Origin of the sequence: Actinosynnema mirum DSM 43827 (assembly GCF_000023245.1) — a bacterium.
Classification (GTDB): domain Bacteria; phylum Actinomycetota; class Actinomycetes; order Mycobacteriales; family Pseudonocardiaceae; genus Actinosynnema; species Actinosynnema mirum.
The window spans coordinates 6,497,533-6,512,532 of sequence record NC_013093.1 but is presented as its reverse complement, the minus strand read 5'-3'; the positions used below and the strand labels follow the sequence as shown (position 1 = coordinate 6,512,532).

15 protein-coding genes are annotated in these 15,000 nt (G+C 74.4%); 8 read left to right on the top strand and 7 right to left on the bottom strand.

Translation table 11 applies throughout. The features are described from left to right. Positions 1-30: 30 nt before the first annotated feature. The 3 genes from AMIR_RS27175 to AMIR_RS27165 are packed head-to-tail and all read right to left on the bottom strand — an operon-like array spanning position 31 to position 4,382. A complete protein-coding gene (locus AMIR_RS27175) occupies positions 31-1,425 on the bottom strand; it encodes a GntP family permease (RefSeq protein ID WP_015804185.1) in 1,395 nt (464 codons plus the stop codon). Next, entirely contained in the window at positions 1,422-3,011 is a 1,590-nt protein-coding gene (locus AMIR_RS27170) for an N-acyl-D-amino-acid deacylase family protein (protein ID WP_015804184.1), read from the bottom strand. The genes AMIR_RS27175 and AMIR_RS27170 overlap by 4 nt, the downstream gene beginning before the upstream one ends. A gap of 60 nt (positions 3,012-3,071) precedes the next feature. Beyond that, positions 3,072-4,382 carry an amino acid deaminase gene (locus AMIR_RS27165; protein WP_041837057.1) on the bottom strand — a complete coding sequence of 437 codons (1,311 nt, stop codon included), beginning with the start codon at positions 4,380-4,382 and terminating at the stop codon, positions 3,072-3,074. Between the two features lie 90 nt (positions 4,383-4,472). Here AMIR_RS27165 and AMIR_RS27160 point away from each other — a divergent pair, with 90 nt between their 5' ends. Genes AMIR_RS27160 through AMIR_RS27150 form a run of 3 tightly spaced genes read left to right on the top strand, consistent with a single transcriptional unit; the run spans position 4,473 to position 6,587 of the window. Next, the gene (locus AMIR_RS27160; protein WP_015804182.1) at positions 4,473-5,438 is read left to right on the top strand and encodes a sugar kinase; all 966 of its coding nucleotides are present in this window, start codon (positions 4,473-4,475) and stop codon (positions 5,436-5,438) included. Then, the gene (locus tag AMIR_RS27155; RefSeq protein WP_015804181.1) at positions 5,435-6,184 is read left to right on the top strand and encodes an IclR family transcriptional regulator; all 750 of its coding nucleotides are present in this window, start codon (positions 5,435-5,437) and stop codon (positions 6,182-6,184) included. The genes AMIR_RS27160 and AMIR_RS27155 overlap by 4 nt, the downstream gene beginning before the upstream one ends. 16 nt (positions 6,185-6,200) lie before the next feature. Beyond that, complete coding sequence (locus AMIR_RS27150; protein ID WP_015804180.1) at positions 6,201-6,587, top strand: RidA family protein; 387 nt, start codon at positions 6,201-6,203, stop codon at positions 6,585-6,587. Positions 6,588-6,811: 224 nt separating this feature from the next. On the opposite strand, the gene AMIR_RS27145 is transcribed toward AMIR_RS27150, so the two are convergent. After that, positions 6,812-9,097, bottom strand: coding sequence for an ATP-binding protein (locus AMIR_RS27145; protein WP_015804179.1), 2,286 nt, complete (start codon positions 9,095-9,097; stop codon positions 6,812-6,814). A gap of 202 nt (positions 9,098-9,299) precedes the next feature. Between AMIR_RS27145 and AMIR_RS27140 the strand changes: the two genes are divergently transcribed. Then, positions 9,300-9,953 carry a hypothetical protein gene (locus AMIR_RS27140; protein ID WP_015804178.1) on the top strand — a complete coding sequence of 218 codons (654 nt, stop codon included), beginning with the start codon at positions 9,300-9,302 and terminating at the stop codon, positions 9,951-9,953. Between the two features lie 157 nt (positions 9,954-10,110). Here the strand turns inward: AMIR_RS27140 and AMIR_RS27135 are convergent, their stop codons facing one another. Further along, complete coding sequence (locus AMIR_RS27135) at positions 10,111-10,452, bottom strand: DUF1844 domain-containing protein (RefSeq protein ID WP_015804177.1); 342 nt, start codon at positions 10,450-10,452, stop codon at positions 10,111-10,113. 281 nt (positions 10,453-10,733) lie between these two features. Here AMIR_RS27135 and infC point away from each other — a divergent pair, with 281 nt between their 5' ends. The 4 genes from infC (at position 10,734) to AMIR_RS27115 (ending at position 12,926) form a co-directional block, all read left to right on the top strand. Beyond that, a complete protein-coding gene (gene infC / locus AMIR_RS27130; protein ID WP_015804176.1) occupies positions 10,734-11,348 on the top strand; it encodes a translation initiation factor IF-3 in 615 nt (204 codons plus the stop codon). Positions 11,349-11,432: 84 nt separating this feature from the next. Continuing rightward, positions 11,433-11,627 carry a 50S ribosomal protein L35 gene (gene rpmI, locus AMIR_RS27125; RefSeq protein ID WP_015804175.1) on the top strand — a complete coding sequence of 65 codons (195 nt, stop codon included), beginning with the start codon at positions 11,433-11,435 and terminating at the stop codon, positions 11,625-11,627. Between the two features lie 61 nt (positions 11,628-11,688). Next, positions 11,689-12,078 (top strand): 50S ribosomal protein L20, encoded by a 390-nt coding sequence (rplT, locus tag AMIR_RS27120; protein ID WP_015804174.1) that lies wholly within the window; start codon positions 11,689-11,691, stop codon positions 12,076-12,078. Further along, positions 12,078-12,926: a TrmH family RNA methyltransferase gene (locus AMIR_RS27115; protein WP_015804173.1), complete on the top strand. Its 849-nt coding sequence runs from the start codon at positions 12,078-12,080 to the stop codon at positions 12,924-12,926. Before rplT ends, AMIR_RS27115 begins: the two co-directional genes overlap by 1 nt. Here AMIR_RS27115 and AMIR_RS27110 read toward each other — a convergent pair. After that, on the bottom strand, positions 12,923-14,293 hold the full coding sequence (locus AMIR_RS27110; RefSeq protein WP_015804172.1) for a sensor histidine kinase: 1,371 nt from the start codon (positions 14,291-14,293) through the stop codon (positions 12,923-12,925). The two genes, AMIR_RS27115 and AMIR_RS27110, sit on opposite strands and share 4 nt — an antisense overlap. After that, positions 14,290-14,961, bottom strand: coding sequence for a response regulator transcription factor (locus AMIR_RS27105; RefSeq protein WP_015804171.1), 672 nt, complete (start codon positions 14,959-14,961; stop codon positions 14,290-14,292). Before AMIR_RS27105 ends, AMIR_RS27110 begins: the two co-directional genes overlap by 4 nt. Positions 14,962-15,000 lie beyond the last annotated feature (39 nt).

Here is a 15,000-nt window from a genome sequence, read left to right as displayed (position 1 = left end):
GGGCCTCTCGCCGCACCGGGTCCGGCGCGGCTACACCACCAGGCTGAGCAGCGCGGCGACCACGAAGCCCACCACGGACAGCAGGGTCTCCACGACCGTCCAGGTCTGGAGCGTCTCCTTCACCGACAGCCCGAAGTACCGCGACACGATCCAGAACCCGCCGTCGTTGACGTGCGAGGCGATGATCGAGCCGGACGCGATCGCCATGACCACCAGCGCCAGCTGCGGCTGCGAGTAGGACTGCTCCGCCACCAGCGGCGCCACGATGCCGGTGGTGGTCACGATCGCCACCGTCGCCGAGCCCTGCGCGATCCGCATCCCGCAGCTGATCACGTAGGCCAGCGCCATGACCGGGAGTCCCAGGTCCGCCAGGGAGTTCGCCAGCACCTTGCCGACGCCGGTCGCGGACAGCACCGCGCCGAAGAACCCGCCCGCGCCGACCACCAGCAGGATCATCGCCACCGGGCGCAGCGACGCCGCCGACAGCTCGGCGATCTTCTCCCGCGTCATGCCGCGCCGGAAGCCCAGCAGCCAGAACGCCAGCAGCACCGCGATGGTCAGCGCCACGGCGGGCGTGCCGAAGAACGTGAACACGCCCAGCAGCGACGAGCCCTTGGGCAGCAGGATGCTGCCGAACGTGCCCGCCAGGATCAGCACCAGCGGCACCGCGATGATGCCCAGCACCAGCGACAGCGGCGGCTCGCCCTTGGTGCTCTCGGCGCGCGCCTTCTCCGCCGCCGCCAGCATCTCCTCGGGGACCGGGATCTCCAGCCGCTTGCCGATCCACGCCGAGAACAGCACGCCGCCGACGAACCAGGACGGGATCGCCACGGCCAGGCCCATGACGATGATCCAGCCCAGGCCCACGTTCAGCAGTCCGGCCGCCGCCACGGGACCGGGGTGCGGGGGCATGAACGCGTGCATCACGGACAAGCCGGCGAGCAGCGGCATCGCGTAGAGCACGATGGAGCGCCCGGCGCGCTTGGCCGCCACGTACACCAGCGGCGCCAGCACGAAGATGCCGATGTCGAAGAACACCGGCACGCCGAAGATCAGACCGGCCAGGCCCATCGCCAGCGGCGCGCGGTTCTCGCCGAACGCCCGCAGCAGCGAGCGGGTCAGCACCTCGGCGCCCCCGGACGCCTCCAGGATCGCGCCCAGCAGCGTGCCGAGCCCGATGATGGCCGTGATGTGGCCGAGGATGCTGCCGAAGCCCTTCTCCAGCAACGAGTCCGAGGCCTTCTGCGCCGACCCGACCAGCACCTCCACCGGCAGGCCCGCGGCCAGCGCCACCAGGAGGCCGACCACGAGCAGCGCGATGAACGGCTCGACCTTCCAGCGGATGATCATCAACAGCAGCAGGGCGATGCTGAGCCCGGACAGGGTCAGCAGCCCCGCCGTCGAGTGCTGCAACCAGTCGATCACGCGTGGCTCCGGGTGTTTCGCAGGGAACGTCCGGGCAGGGCGTCGGTGCGCCTGCCCGCGTCGACGACGGGGACCCCGTTGACGACGACGTGGTGGATGCCCTCGGCGGCCTGCCTGGGGGCGTCGAACGTCGCGGTGTCCACGACGGTGTCCGGGTCGAACAGCACCAGGTCGGCGGCGTACCCCTCGCGCACCAGGCCCCGGTCGGCCAGCCGCAACCGGCGCGCGGCGCGCCCGGTCAGGTGCGCCACGCACTCCTCCAGCCCGAGCACGCCCAGCTCCCGCACGTACCGGGCGAGGTAGCGCGGGAAGGTGCCCCACGCGCGCGGGTGCGGCCGGTCGCCGACGAGCAGGCCGTCGCTGCCGCCGGTGTGCGCGGGGTGGCGCATGATCGCCCGCACGTTGTCCTCGTGGCCCACGTGCATCAGGCACGAGGCGCCCAGCCGCTCGGCGACCAGCACGTCGAAGTACAGCTCGGCCGGGGGACGTCCGGCGGCGCGCGCGGAGGCGGCGACGCTGTGGCCGACCAGGTGCGCGTGCTCGGCCAGCCGCACGCCGTTGATCTCGATGGACTCCCAGTCGACCGGAACGCCGTGGCAGCCGTCCGACCCGGTCTCCTCGATCTCCACGCGCACCCGCTCGCGCGTGGCGGGGTCGGTCAGCCTCGCCAGGGTCGCCTCGACGCCGCCACCGGACGCCCAGCCGGGCAGCAGCGCCGACAGGTAGGTGGCGCCCGGCAGGTACGGGTAGGTGTCCAGGGTGATGTCGACGCCGTCGGCGATCGCGGAGTCCAGCAGCGCGAGCAGCTCACCCGCGCGGCCCTCGTTGACGGGGAAGTTCATGGTGGCGTGCGCCAGGTGCAGCGGGCAGCCGGACTCGCGCGAGAGCCCCACCATCTCCGCGTACGCCTCCAGCGCGCCCGCGCCGTAGCTGCGGTGGTGCGGGCTGTAGTAGCCGCCGCGCTCGCCGGTGACCCGGCACAGCTCGACCAGCTCGTGCGACGACGCGTACATGCCGGGCGCGTAGGTCAGCCCGGACGACAGGCCCAGCGCGCCCTCGTCCAGCGAGCGCGCCAGCACCTCCTTCATCCGCGCCAGCTCGGCCTCCGTCGCGGGCCGGTCCTCCAGGCCGACGCACAGCATCCGCAGCGTGCCCTGCGGCACCAGGTAGGCGGCGTTGACCGCGATGCCCCTGTCCAGCCGGTCCAGGTACTCGCCGACCGAGCGCCAGTCCCAGTCGAACCCGGCCGGGTCGTCGTTCCAGCCCGCGAGCTGCCCGCGCAGGGCGGCGAGCACCTCGTCGTCCACCGGCGCGTAGGACAGCCCGTCCTGGCCGAGGACCTCGGTGGTCACGCCCTGGCTGACCTTGGCCAGGTGCTCGGGGTTGGCCAGGACCTGCAGGTCGGAGTGGGAGTGCATGTCGATGAACCCCGGCGCGAGCACCAGCCCGCCCGCGTCCACCACGCGCCGCCCGGACAGGCCGGAGCCGATCCCGGCCACCCGCCCGTCCCGCACCCCCACGTCGGCGGCGTACCCCGGTCGTCCGGTGCCGTCGACCACCCGTGCTCCCCGGTAGACGATGTCCACTCGTGCCCCTCCAGCCAGGCGGGGGCCGCGCGTCGTCGCGCGGCCCGGTGGGTGCGGTGCTCAGAAGTAGGTGCGCACCAGGTCGACCACGGTCGTGCCCTCCACGACCGGGATGAGCTGCCACTTGTCGAAGACGGTGCACGGGTGGGACAGGCCGAGGCCGATCCAGTCGCCCACGCGCACGGTCGAGTCCTCGGGCAGCGCCAGGAACGTGTGCTGGTCGGCCAGCGAGGTCACCTCGGCGCCGTCCAGCGCGCGCTGCTCCCCGTCGGCCCCGCGCACGAGCAGCGGAACGGGCAGGCCCTCGTCGAAGGAGGCGTCGCGCTTGCCCAGGACCAGCAGCGCCAGCCCCGGCTCGGGCCGCGACACCACCTGCGCCCAGGCCAGCAGCGCGGGCTTGAGCGGCACGGGGCCCGCGCCCCGGTTCAGCGGCGACACGCCCTGGTAGAAGCCGTGGTCGTGGGTGACGTACGCGCCGCTGCGCAGCACCGGGCGGACCGGCAGCTCCCACGGCCCGGCCAGGACGGCGGCGACCTGGTCGAAGTAGGCGCTGCCGCCCGCGGTGACGATCGGCTCGTCGACCTCGTAGCTGCCGCGCAGGTCGTGGACCAGCTCGCGCAGCGCGGCGAGGTAGCCGTCGACGGCGGCCAGCGAGCCGGGGGAGGCGTCGTGCGCCAGGGAGCCCTCGTAGCCCGCGACGCCGACCAGGCGCAGCGCGGGGCTGGCGGCGGCGGCCTCGGCGACCGCGCGGGCGGCGGCCAGGTCGCGGGTCCCGGTGCGACCGCCGGGCGCGCCCAGCTCGACCAGCACGTCCACCGGCCGCGCGGGCGCCCCCAGCGCCCCGGACAGCGCCCCGGTCAGCGCCTCGGTCATCCGCTCGACGCCCTCGACCGAGTCGACCCAGCAGGCGAACTCGAAGTCCGGGTCGGCGGCCAGCTCGTCCGCGAGCCAGCGCAGCCCGGCCGGGTCGACCAGCTCGTTGGCCAGCAGCACCCGGCGCACCCGGAACGCCCGGTAGACGCGGACCTGGCTGGTGTTGGCGGCGGTGATGCCCCACGCGCCGCGCTCCAGCTGGGCGGCGAACAGCTGCGGGGCCATCGTGGTCTTGCCGTGCGGGGCGAGCAGCACTCCGCGCTCGGCGCACCAGGCGGCCATGACGTCCAGGTTGTGCTCCAGGGCCTCCTGGTCGAGCACGACGAGCGGTCCGACGAAGCCGCCGGTGACCAGGTCGGCCCGCCGCTCGGCCAGCTCGCCGACGGTCGACCCGAAGGCGTCCGACGGCATCCCCTTGAATCGCCAGTCGACCCGCTCCGAGCGGATCGCGGCGACGGCGTCGCGGTCGATGTCCACTGGCTCGCTCCCCTGTTGCATATTACGCAACGGTCGTTGCGCGATGTGATGGCGATGTGTGTAACATTCGGTCGCCGTCCAGTCAACGATCACCAGCCCAGGGGGACGCGGATGCGGTTCGAAGGCGTGGGCGGCGTGGTGTGCCTCGGCGAGACCATGGCGGTCCTGGTGCCCGCCGAACCCGGCCCGGTGCGCGCCGCGCGCACCTGGACCAGGGCGGTCGGCGGCGCCGAGTCCAACGTCGCGATCCACCTCGCCCGGCTCGGCGTGCCCAGCCGCTGGGTGAGCGCGGTCGGCGACGACGCGTTCGGCGGGGCCGTGCTCGACGCGGTCGGCGGCGCGGGCGTCGACGTCACCGACGTCGTGGTCGACCCGACCCGCCCCACCGGCCTGTACGTCAAGGAGGCCGCGGCCTCCGGCAGCCCCGTCCGCTACTACCGGCGCGGCTCGGCCGCTTCCGCGCTCGGCCCCGACGCGCTGCCCGAGCTCCGCCCCGGCGACGCGCTCGTGCACGTCAGCGGCATCACCGCCGCCCTGTCCGACAGCTGCCTCGCCCTGCTGCGCGCCGTGCTGGCCAGGCCGCGCGGCCCGCTCGTCTCGTTCGACCTGAACTGGCGGCCCGCGCTGTGGGCCGACCGCGACCCGTCGGCGCTGCGCGAGCTGGCCGACGCCGCCGACGTCGTGCTCGCGGGCGCCGACGAGGCCGAGATCGCCTGGGGCACCGGCGACCCGGCCGAGCTGCGCGCCCTGCTCCCCGGCCCGACCACGCTCGTGGTCAAGCAGGGCGAGCGCGGCGCGACCGTCGTGGAGGGCGGCGAGCAGGTGTTCCAGCCCGCGCTGCGCGTCGACGTCGTCGAGCCGGTCGGGGCGGGCGACGCGTTCGCCGCCGGCTACCTCGCCGCGCACCTCGCGGGCGAGCCGCCCGCCCGCAGACTGCGCGCAGGACACCTGCAGGCCGCGGCCGCACTGCTCACCAGGGAGGATGTCGGCGAACCGCTGCCGCCCTCGGTCACCACGCCCCTGCTGGACGCGTCGCCCGAGGAGTGGGCCGCCGCCCACCTGAGGAGACCCCGATGAGCCAGAGCCTGGACCGCGCGCTGACCCTCCTGGGCAGGCTCGCCACCGGGCCCAAGACCCTGGACGAGCTGGCGGGAGCCGTGGACGTGCACAAGTCCACCGCGCTCCGGCTCCTGCGCACCCTGGAGTCGCACCGCTTCGCCCAGCGCGACGGCGTGCACCACTACCGGCTCGGCACCGCCCTGTTCGACCTGGCCAACCGGGCGCTGGAGGAGCGCGACGTGCGCCGCAGCAGCGAACCCGCGCTGCGCGAGCTCAACGGCCGCCTCGGCTACACCGTGCACCTGGCCTCCTACGAGGCGGGCGAGGTCATCTACATCGACAAGTACGACAGCACCCACCCCATGCGGATGTACTCGCGCGTGGGCCGCCGCGCCCCGCTGCACTGCACCGCCGTGGCCAAGGTGCTGCTCTCCGACCTGCCCGAGCACCGGCGCCGCGAGGTCGCCGAGGGCATGGAGTACCCGCCGCTCACCGCGAACACCATCACCGGCCCCGAGCGGTACCTGGCCGAGCTGGAGAAGGTGCGCGAGCGCGGGTACGCCGTCGACAACGCCGAGCACGAGGACTTCATCCACTGCGTCGCGGCCCCCATCAGGGGCGCGCGCGGGGAGGTCGTCGCCGCGGTGTCGATGTCGGTGCCGAAGGTGCTGCTGGACTTCGACGGGTTGCTCGGGCACCTGCCCGACTTGCTCGCCACCGCGCGGGCCGCGTCGATCGAGTGCGGGTGGACCGCGCGTGACTGAGAGAGGAACAACAGCGATGGGCTCCAAGGTCGAGGTTCGGACCGAGAACGCGCCTACCCCGGTGGCGAGGTTCTCCCAGGGCGTCCGCAAGGGCAACCTGCTCCAGGTCGCCGGGCAGGTCGCGTTCCACCCGGAGACCGGGGAGATCGTCGGCACGACCGTCGCCGAGCAGACCGCGCAGGCGATGCGCAACGTCATCGCCGTGCTGGAGGCGGGCGGCGCGTCGCTGGCCGACGTCGTGATGCTGCGCGTCTACCTGACCGACACCGCGCACTTCGGCGAGATGAACGACGCGTACGGCGAGTTCATGACCGAGGGGCCGTTCTCGGCGCGCACCACGGTCTACGTCGGGCTCCCCGCCGGGCTGCTGGTCGAGATCGACGCGCTGGCCGTCCTGGACTGACCGCCGCCCCCGGCCCCCGCGCGGGGGTCGGGGCCGGTCGTCCGGCAGCGCGTCACCGGAGCGAAACCCCCCGGACGGCGCAACGTCGCCCACGCGGGTTACCGTCCGAGTGGACCAGTTCTGCCGGTGGTTCCGCATGGCGCGCCCGCACCGCCGCGGGGTTGACTGCGATCGGACCACCGGAAAGAGCGTTGCTGAGGAGGACGGCCGTGGCCAGGAACGCCTCACCGATCGGCTGACCGGAGTTCGGCGGCCCGCGCGCGCAGCTGCCCGCTCGCGCGCGGGTCGCCCAGGTCGTCGAGCACCCCGGCCAGCGCGTCCAGCACGTCCGGCAGGCTCGGCCTGCCGCGCTCGCCGCCCAGCTCCAACGCCCGCTCCAGCTCCGCCCTCGCCTCCGGCAGCGCGCCCGACCGGTGCAGCGCCACCCCGACCGCGAGCCGCGCCCTGAGCTCCGTGACCGGCGACCGCGCGCCCGCGGCCAGCCCGACGGCCTCCCGCGCCACCGCCACCACCTCGGCCCACCGCTCCAGCCCGGCCAGCGCGTCGGCCAGCTGCATCAGCAGCGCCGCCTCCAGCGCGTCCCGCATCTCCGGGCGCAGCCCCGCCTCGTCCGCGCGCACCGCCGCCAGCAGCCCCCGGTGCACGGCCTCGGCCTCCGCGTGCCGCCGCGCCTGCGCCAGCACCTGCCCCAGCGCGCTGCCCGCGATGTGCGCGCCCAGCGGGTACCCGGCCGCCAGGAACAGCTCCTGCGCCCGCACCGCGCTGCGCCGCGCGCCCTCCAGGTCACCGGCCCGGCGCAGCGCCAGCGCCCGGTAGTGCGCGGCCCAGCCCTGCTCGCGCACGTCCCCCGCCGACACCGCCGCCGCCCGCGCCAGGTCGTGCAGCGCCAGGCCCCGCTCGGGGGAGCCGCGCAGCACCACCAGCACCCAGGTCAGGAAGTTCAGCTGCACCGCCTCGTCGCGCGCGCTGCCCAGCGCCCGCGCGGCGGCCACCCCGGCCCCGAACACCCGCTCCCAGGTGGTGGCGTCGCCGTGCTGGTCGGAGTACCAGTGCGCGGCCGAGGCCAGCCGCAGCACCCGCTCGTGCCCGCCCGCCCCGGCGGTCCGGTCCAGCGCGCCCAGCCAGTTCGACAGCTCGGCCACCAGCCAGGCGTCCGCCTCGGCCGCGTCGGCGAGGCCGTCGGCGGGCTCCTGCCTGGCCTCGGTGCCGTAGAACGACAGCGCGGTGGTGGCGCGGTCCAGGAACCAGCCGTCCAGCCGCTCCCGCGCCGCCACGACGGCGGCCGGGTCGGACTCGGCGGCCAGGCGCTCGCCCGCGAACACCCGCAGCAGGTCGTGCAGCGCGTACCGGCCGGGCTCCTCCGCCGTGCCGAGCAGGCTCGCGTCCACCAGCTCGTCCAGGGCGTCCTCGGCGGTGACCGCGTCGACGTCCAGCGCCACCGCCGCCGACTCCGGGGCGCAGCCCGAACCGGGGAGCAGCGACAACGCCCGGAACAGCGCCCGCGGCAGCGGGGCGAGCTGGCGGTAGGACAGCTCGAACGCGGGGCGCACGCCCAGGTCGCCCGCCGTGAGCGCGGACAGCCTGCGGCGCTCGTCGCCCAGCCTCGCGGCCAGGTGCGCGACCGTCCACCTCGGACGGGAGACCAGGCGGTTCCCCGCGATCCGCAGCGCCAGCGGCAGGCCGCCGCACAGCCGGGCGACCGCCAGGGTCGCCTCGGGCTCCGCGCCGGTCCGCGCCTCGCCCGCGATGGCGGCCAGCAGCCCGGTGGACTCGGACTCGCGCAGCACGTCCAGGCCGAGCCGGGTCGCGCCCTCCAGGCCGCCGAGGACCTGGTGGGAGGTGATCAGCACCAGGGAGCGCGCGCCCTCGGCCAGCAGCGGGCGGACCTGGGCCTCGTCGAGCGCGTTGTCCAGCACCAGCACGGTCGAGCGCTCCCGCAGCAGCGCCCGGTAGCGGTCGGTGCGCTCGGCCTCCGAGTGCGGCGGGTCCTCGCCCAGCGCCACCAGCACCCGCCGGGTCACCTCGTCCGGCCGCACGGGCGTCGCGTCGACGCCGCGCAGGGCGAAGAAGAAGCAGCCGCCGGGGTGGGAGGCGGCCAGCTCGTGGGCGGCCCGCACGACCAGGCTGGTCTTGCCGGAACCGGGGGCGCCGTGCACGGCGACCACCTCGGTGCCCCTGGCCCGCGCGGCGGCGGCGCGGATCGCGGCCAGCTCGTCCGCGCGGCCGGTGAGGTCGGGCAGGTCCGGCGGGAGCGCGCGGGGACCGGGCGAGCGGGTGGCGCGGGCCCGGCCGCGCTGGGCGGCGGCGAGCAGCTCGGAGCGGTCCGCGTCGTCCAGCCCGAGCACGTCGGCGAGCGCGGCGACGGTGCGCCGCTGGGGACCCCTGGCCCGGCCGCGCTCCACGTCGCTGATGGCGCGCACGCTGACGCCGGAGCCCTCGGCGAGGTCCTCCTGGGTCAGCCCCGCGCGGGTCCGGTGGTGACGCAGCAGGTCGCCCAGCGGTGTGGCCACGGGGGGACAGTAGACCGCTGGGGGTGGCCGGGAGGGAAAGGCGCAGGTGGGTGCGGACGTGCGCCGTTGGCCGGGTGAACGGACCGCTCGCCCGGCTCGTGACGGGGCCCGGTGACCGGCCGTCCCGAGCGGTGGGAGTCTGAGGGGGGAGGTTCGCCCGAGGGGGTGTCACGCGTCGGTGCGAGCTGGTATCCCTGCGCGCATGAAGTGGTACTCGGACCGGCCCGACCGCTTTGCCCTCCAGCTCGCCGCCGACCTGGTCGCCGTCGCCTGGACCTGGTTCTGGATCGACTTCGCGCTGGGCGTGCGCGACTCCGTGCTGACTCTGCGGACGACCGGCGAGGAGCTGATCGGCGCCGGTCAGGGGCTCGGCGACACCTTCCGCGACGCCGCCGACCGGGCGCGCGGGATGCCGCTCGTCGGCGACGACCTCGCCTCCGCGCTCCAGCGCGGGCAGGACGCCGGGACCTCCGTCGTCGGGGCCGGGCAGGCGCAGATCGAGGCCGTCGAGACCACCGCGCTCTGGCTCGCCGTCGCCTTCGTCGCGCTGCCGGTCGCGTTCCTGCTGATCACGTGGCTGCCGCTGCGCTACCGGTTCGCCCGCCGCGCCACGGCCGCCCGCACGCTGCGCGACGCCGGGCGCGAGGACCTGCTCGCGCTGCACGCGCTCAACAACCTGGACCTGCGCCAGCTCGCCGCGTTCGACGGCGACCCGCTCGAGGGGTGGCGCAGGCAGGACCCGGAGATCATCGCCCAGCTCGCGGCCAGGCAGCTGCGCTCGTCCGGGGTGCGGCCCCGCGTCAAGGCGGGGCGGGGCGGGAAGGGCCGCGTCAAGGGCGGCGCCAAGGGGGACTGACCCCGCACGGGTGGGTGGCGCGGGCGTCCGCCGGTGTGACCGCGGGCGCCCGCGCCTCGGTGCCGGGCGGGACGGGTGGTGGGCCGCTCGCGCGACCGTCCCGCCTGCCCGCGCCACCCGGCTGACCGGGTGACGCGGGGAACGGCGGGGGAGGGGGTCAGTAGACCGGGCCGGTGAACTTCTCGCCGGGGCCCTTGCCGGGCTCGTCCGGGAACGCCGACGCCTCGCGGAACGCGCGCTGCACGGACTGCAGGCCGTCGCGCAGGGGACCCGCGTGCGGGCCGAGGTACTCGGCGGAGGCGGTCACCAGGCCGGCCAGCGCGGTGATCAACCTCCGGGCCTCGTCCAGGTCGCGGCGGGGGCTGTTGTCCGGGTCCTCGTCGGCCAGGCCGAGGCGCTCGGCGGCGGCGGAGAGCAGCATGACCGAGGCCTTGCTGATCACCTCGATGCTGGGGACGTCGTGCAGGTCGCGGACGTTGTCGTCAGGCAGGTCGGTCACCCGGACATTGTCGCAACCCGCCTCCGGACGCCGCCGGTTCGGGGGTTGACAAGCGATCTGCTACGATGTTCGACGCGACCAGTTCCCGCACGTGCGGGAACGGCAAGTGGAGCCCCGCTCCCACCCGCGTCCGCCGCCCTCGTGGCAGGTGGCCGGGTCCGGTCCCTCGCAGGGTGGACTGCGCCCTGTCGTTGTGCGATCGGTCGGAAGAGCGGGCCTCACGCTGGGCAAAGCGTGAGGCCTCTTGTCTTTTGGCGCACAACGAGTCGCAAAGGACGTGCATGACAAGTCCCTCGAACCGAGGTGCTCCCGTGAGCACCGAGCCGCGTATCAACGACCGCATCCGCGTGCCCGAGGTTCGTCTGGTCGGGCCGAACGGTGAGCAGGTCGGGATCGTTCGCATCGAGGACGCGCTCCGACTCGCACAGGAATCGGACCTCGACCTCGTCGAGGTCGCCGCGCAGGCTCGCCCGCCCGTCTGCAAGCTCATGGACTACGGCAAGTACAAGTACGAGTCCGCGCAGAAGGCCCGCGAGTCCCGGCGCAACCAGCAGCTCACGGTCATCAAGGAGCAGAAGCTCCGCCCGAAGATCGATCCCCACGACTACCAGACGAAGAAGGGCCACGTCGCCCGCTTCCTGGGTCAGGGGAACAAGGTCAAGGTGACCATCATGTTCCGTGGCCGAGAGCAGTCCCGGCCCGAGCTGGGCTACCGGCTGCTCCAGCGGCTGGCCGAGGACGTCGCGGAGCTCGGTTTCGTGGAGTCGAACCCGAAGCAGGACGGCCGCAACATGATCATGGTGCTGGCCCCGCACAAGACCACCAAGACCCGTCCGATCAAGCACGAGAACGACGATCTGGCGGACGCCCCGGCTGAGGACGCGCCGGCGGAGTGAAGTTGTGATCTCCCGGCCTCCGGGCCGGGAGATCAGAGCACGGCGCCCCCGCTCGGGTGGTCGCTGCACGAGACGAGGACGGAAATGCCGAAGAACAAGAGCCACAGCGGGACCTCCAAGCGAGTGAAGGTCACCGGCAGCGGCAAGCTGATGCGGGAGAAGGCGGGCAAGCGCCACCTGCTGGAGAAGAAGTCCAGCAAGCTCACCCGTCGCCTCTCCGGCGCCACCGAGGTCGCGAAGAACGACGTGCCTCGGCTGAAGAAGCTGCTCGGCCTCTAACCCGCCCCCTTTTTCACCACCGGGGCGTCCCCCAGCCCCACGAGATCGACAGGATGGACCCGTGGCACGCGTCAAAAGGGCCGTGAACGCCCAGAAGAAGCGCCGTACCACCCTTGAGCTCGCCAGCGGCTACCGCGGCCAGCGTTCGAGGCTGTACCGCAAGGCCAAGGAGCAGGTGCTCCACTCGCTCAACTACGCGTACCGCGACCGCCGTGCGCGCAAGGGCGACTTCCGCAAGCTCTGGATCCAGCGCATCAACGCGGGCGTGCGTGCCAACGGCATGACCTACAACCGCTTCATCCAGGGTCTTCGCCTGGCCGGCATCGAGGTCGACCGCAAGATCCTGGCCGAGCTGGCCGTCAGCGACCCGACCGCGTTCGCCGCGGTGGTCGAGCTGGCCAAGGCGGCCATGCCCGCCGACGTCAACGCTCCGGCCGAGGACAAGGCCTGATCAGCGACGCCAGTCGTGCGCCACGACCCGCGGACGTCCCGTTCACCGAGCGGACTCCGCGGGTCGTCGCCGCTCGACGCCTGACCCGCCGCTCCGGCCGCGACCGGGCCGCCCGCTTCCTCGCCGAGGGCGCGCAGGCGGTCCGCGAGGCCCTCGCCTGGTCCGCCGCGGGGCGTGGCCGGGTGCACGAGCTGTTCGTCACCGAGGTCGCCGCCGAGCGCAACCAGGAGCTGGTCGACGCCGCCGCCTCGTCGGGCGTGCCGATCAGCGTCGTCACGGACAAGGCCGCCGCCGCGCTGTCGGAGACGGTCACCCCGCAGGGCGTGGTCGCCGTGTGCGACCCGGTCGAGGTCCCCCTCGACGCCGCCCTCACCCCCTCCGCCCGCCTGGTCGCGGTGCTGCACGGCGTCGGCGACCCCGGCAACGCGGGCACCGTCGTCCGGGTCGCCGACGCGGCGGGCGCCGACGCGGTGGTCTTCGCGGGCGACTCGGTCGACGTGCACAACGGCAAGTGCGTGCGCGCCTCGACCGGCAGCGTGTTCCACCTGCCGATCGCCCGCGCCCGTTCCGCCGAGGACGTGTTCGCGGCCTGCCGCGCGGCCGGGCTGCGCCTGGTCGCCGCCGACGGGTACGCCACCGAGGATTTGGTGACCGCCGACCTGCGCGGCGACCTGGCCCACCCCACGGCGTGGGTGTTCGGCAGCGAGGCGCACGGTTTGCCCGACGAGGTCGTGACCAGCCTGGACGGCGCCCTGAAGGTGCCGCTGTACGGCGGCGCGGAGAGCCTGAACCTGGCCACGGCCGCCGCGGTGTGCCTGTACGCGTCCGCGCGGGCGCACCGGGCCTAGAGCCGGTCCGCGCGGGGCAGCGCGGCGATTAGCAGCGCACCCCGCGCGCTCGCGCCGACGACGAGCGTGCCGCGATGCACGGCGGCGATGCGACGCGCGATGGCCAGGCCGAGCCCGGTGCCGCCGGTGTCGCGGGCGCGGGCCTCGTCGAGGCGGGTGAAGCGGTCGAACACGCGCTCGCGGTCGGCTTCCGGGATTCCCTGGCCGTCGTCGGCGACTTCGAGGACGACGGAGTCGTCCGTTGTGGACAGTCGAACGGTGATCGCGGATTCGGCGTGGCGCTCGGCGTTGTCCAGCAGGTTCCCGAGCAACCGGCCCAGCAGTGGGCGACTTCCGAGCACTTGGACGGGGGCGTCGGGAAGGTCGACGACGAGTTCATGCCCGGATCTCCGGCGCGCGACGTCCTCGCGCGCCAACGCGACCAGGTCGAGCGGCGCGGAGATCGACTTGGTGTGGTCGAGCCTGGTGAGCAGGAGCAGGTCGGTGGTCAGCGCCTGGATGCGATCGGTGTCGGCCAGCGCGCCCTCCACGACCGAGGGCCAGTCGGCGTTCTCCGGGTGGCTGCGGGCGATCTCCAGCTCGGCGCGCAGCGCGGCGATCGGGCTGCGCAGCTCGTGCGAGGCGTCGGCTGCGAACCGCCGGTTCTCCTCCACGGCCCGCTCCAAGCGGTCCAGCGCGGTGTTCACGGTGGCCGCCAGCTCGCTCAGCTCGTTGCGGACGCGGGGGAGCGGCACCCTGCGGGCCAAGTCGTGCTCGGTGATGTCGGCCAGCTCCCGCCGGATCGCCCCCACCGGCCGCAGCGCCCGGCCCACCGCCAGCCACACCGCGATCCCGGTCAGCGCGGTCAGCGCGAGCGCGCCGCCGAACAGCAGCAGGACCTCCTGGTTGAGCCGTTGCTGGACGGCGGCGACCTGCTCCAGCTCCTCCGGGCGCGCGCCCACCGTGGAGATCGGGCTGCCGTCCTCGGTGATGCGGCGGTGGCCGATGCGCACCGGGTCGGTCAGCGGCCACAGGGAGAGCTCCGGGACCAGGTAGTGGGAGCTGCGCAGCGCCTTGGCCGCCACGACCACGTCCTCGGCCGCGATCCCCGTCATCGGGACGTCCCCGACGCGCACCGGCAACGACCGGTGCTCGTAGCCCGCGCCGTCGCACTGCGTGGTCCGCCACTGCCACCGGTCCTCCGCCACCGCCTCGGGCTGGGTCACCATGACCACCGCGCAGACGCCAGCCCCCCGGCCCGGCGCGTTCTCCAGCCGCATCGCCTCGTCCCGCAGGTACACCGCCACCAGGCTCGCGATCGCCAGCAGCGGCACCGAGATCGCGGCCATCGCCACCGCCGTCACCCGCCGCCGCAGCCGCCCCCTCACGACTCCTCCAGCCGGTACCCCACCCCGCGCACCGTGGTGATCGTGAAGGTCCCGAACGGTAAGTCGATCTTCCGGCGCAGCGCGCTCACGTACACCTCGACGAGGTTGTGGTCCGCCTCCCGCGCCGAGTCCCACACCCCGGCCAGCACCTCGTCCTTGGTGACCACCCGCCCCTTGCGCCGCGCCAGGTGCTCCAGCACCGCGAACTCCTTGGCGGTCAACGAAATCGGCGTCCCCCGTCGCGAGCAGGCGCGCGTCGCCGGGTCCACCACCAGGTCGCCCGCGACCACCGCCGCCGGTCGTCCCGCCGCGCCCCGCCGGGCCAGCGCGCGCAGCCGCGCCACCAGCACCACGTACGAGAACGGCTTCGTCAGGTAGTCGTCGGCGCCGGTGTCCAGGCCCTCGGCCTCGTCCAGCTCGCCGTCCTTGGCCGTCAGCATCAGGATCGGCGTCTCGACCCCCGCGTCGCGCAGCCGCGCGCACACCCGGTACCCGTTGAGCCCCGGCAGCATGATGTCCAGCACGACCACGTCGTACGCGTGCTCCGAGGCCCGCCACAGACCCGCCTCGCCGTCGTGCTCCACGTCCACCGCGAAGCCCTCGGCGACCAGCCCCCGCGCGAGCAGCCCGACGAGCCTGCGGTCGTCGTCAACCAGCAGCACCCTCATGCCCCGGAACGTGCCACAGGACGACACCGCCGCGCCTGA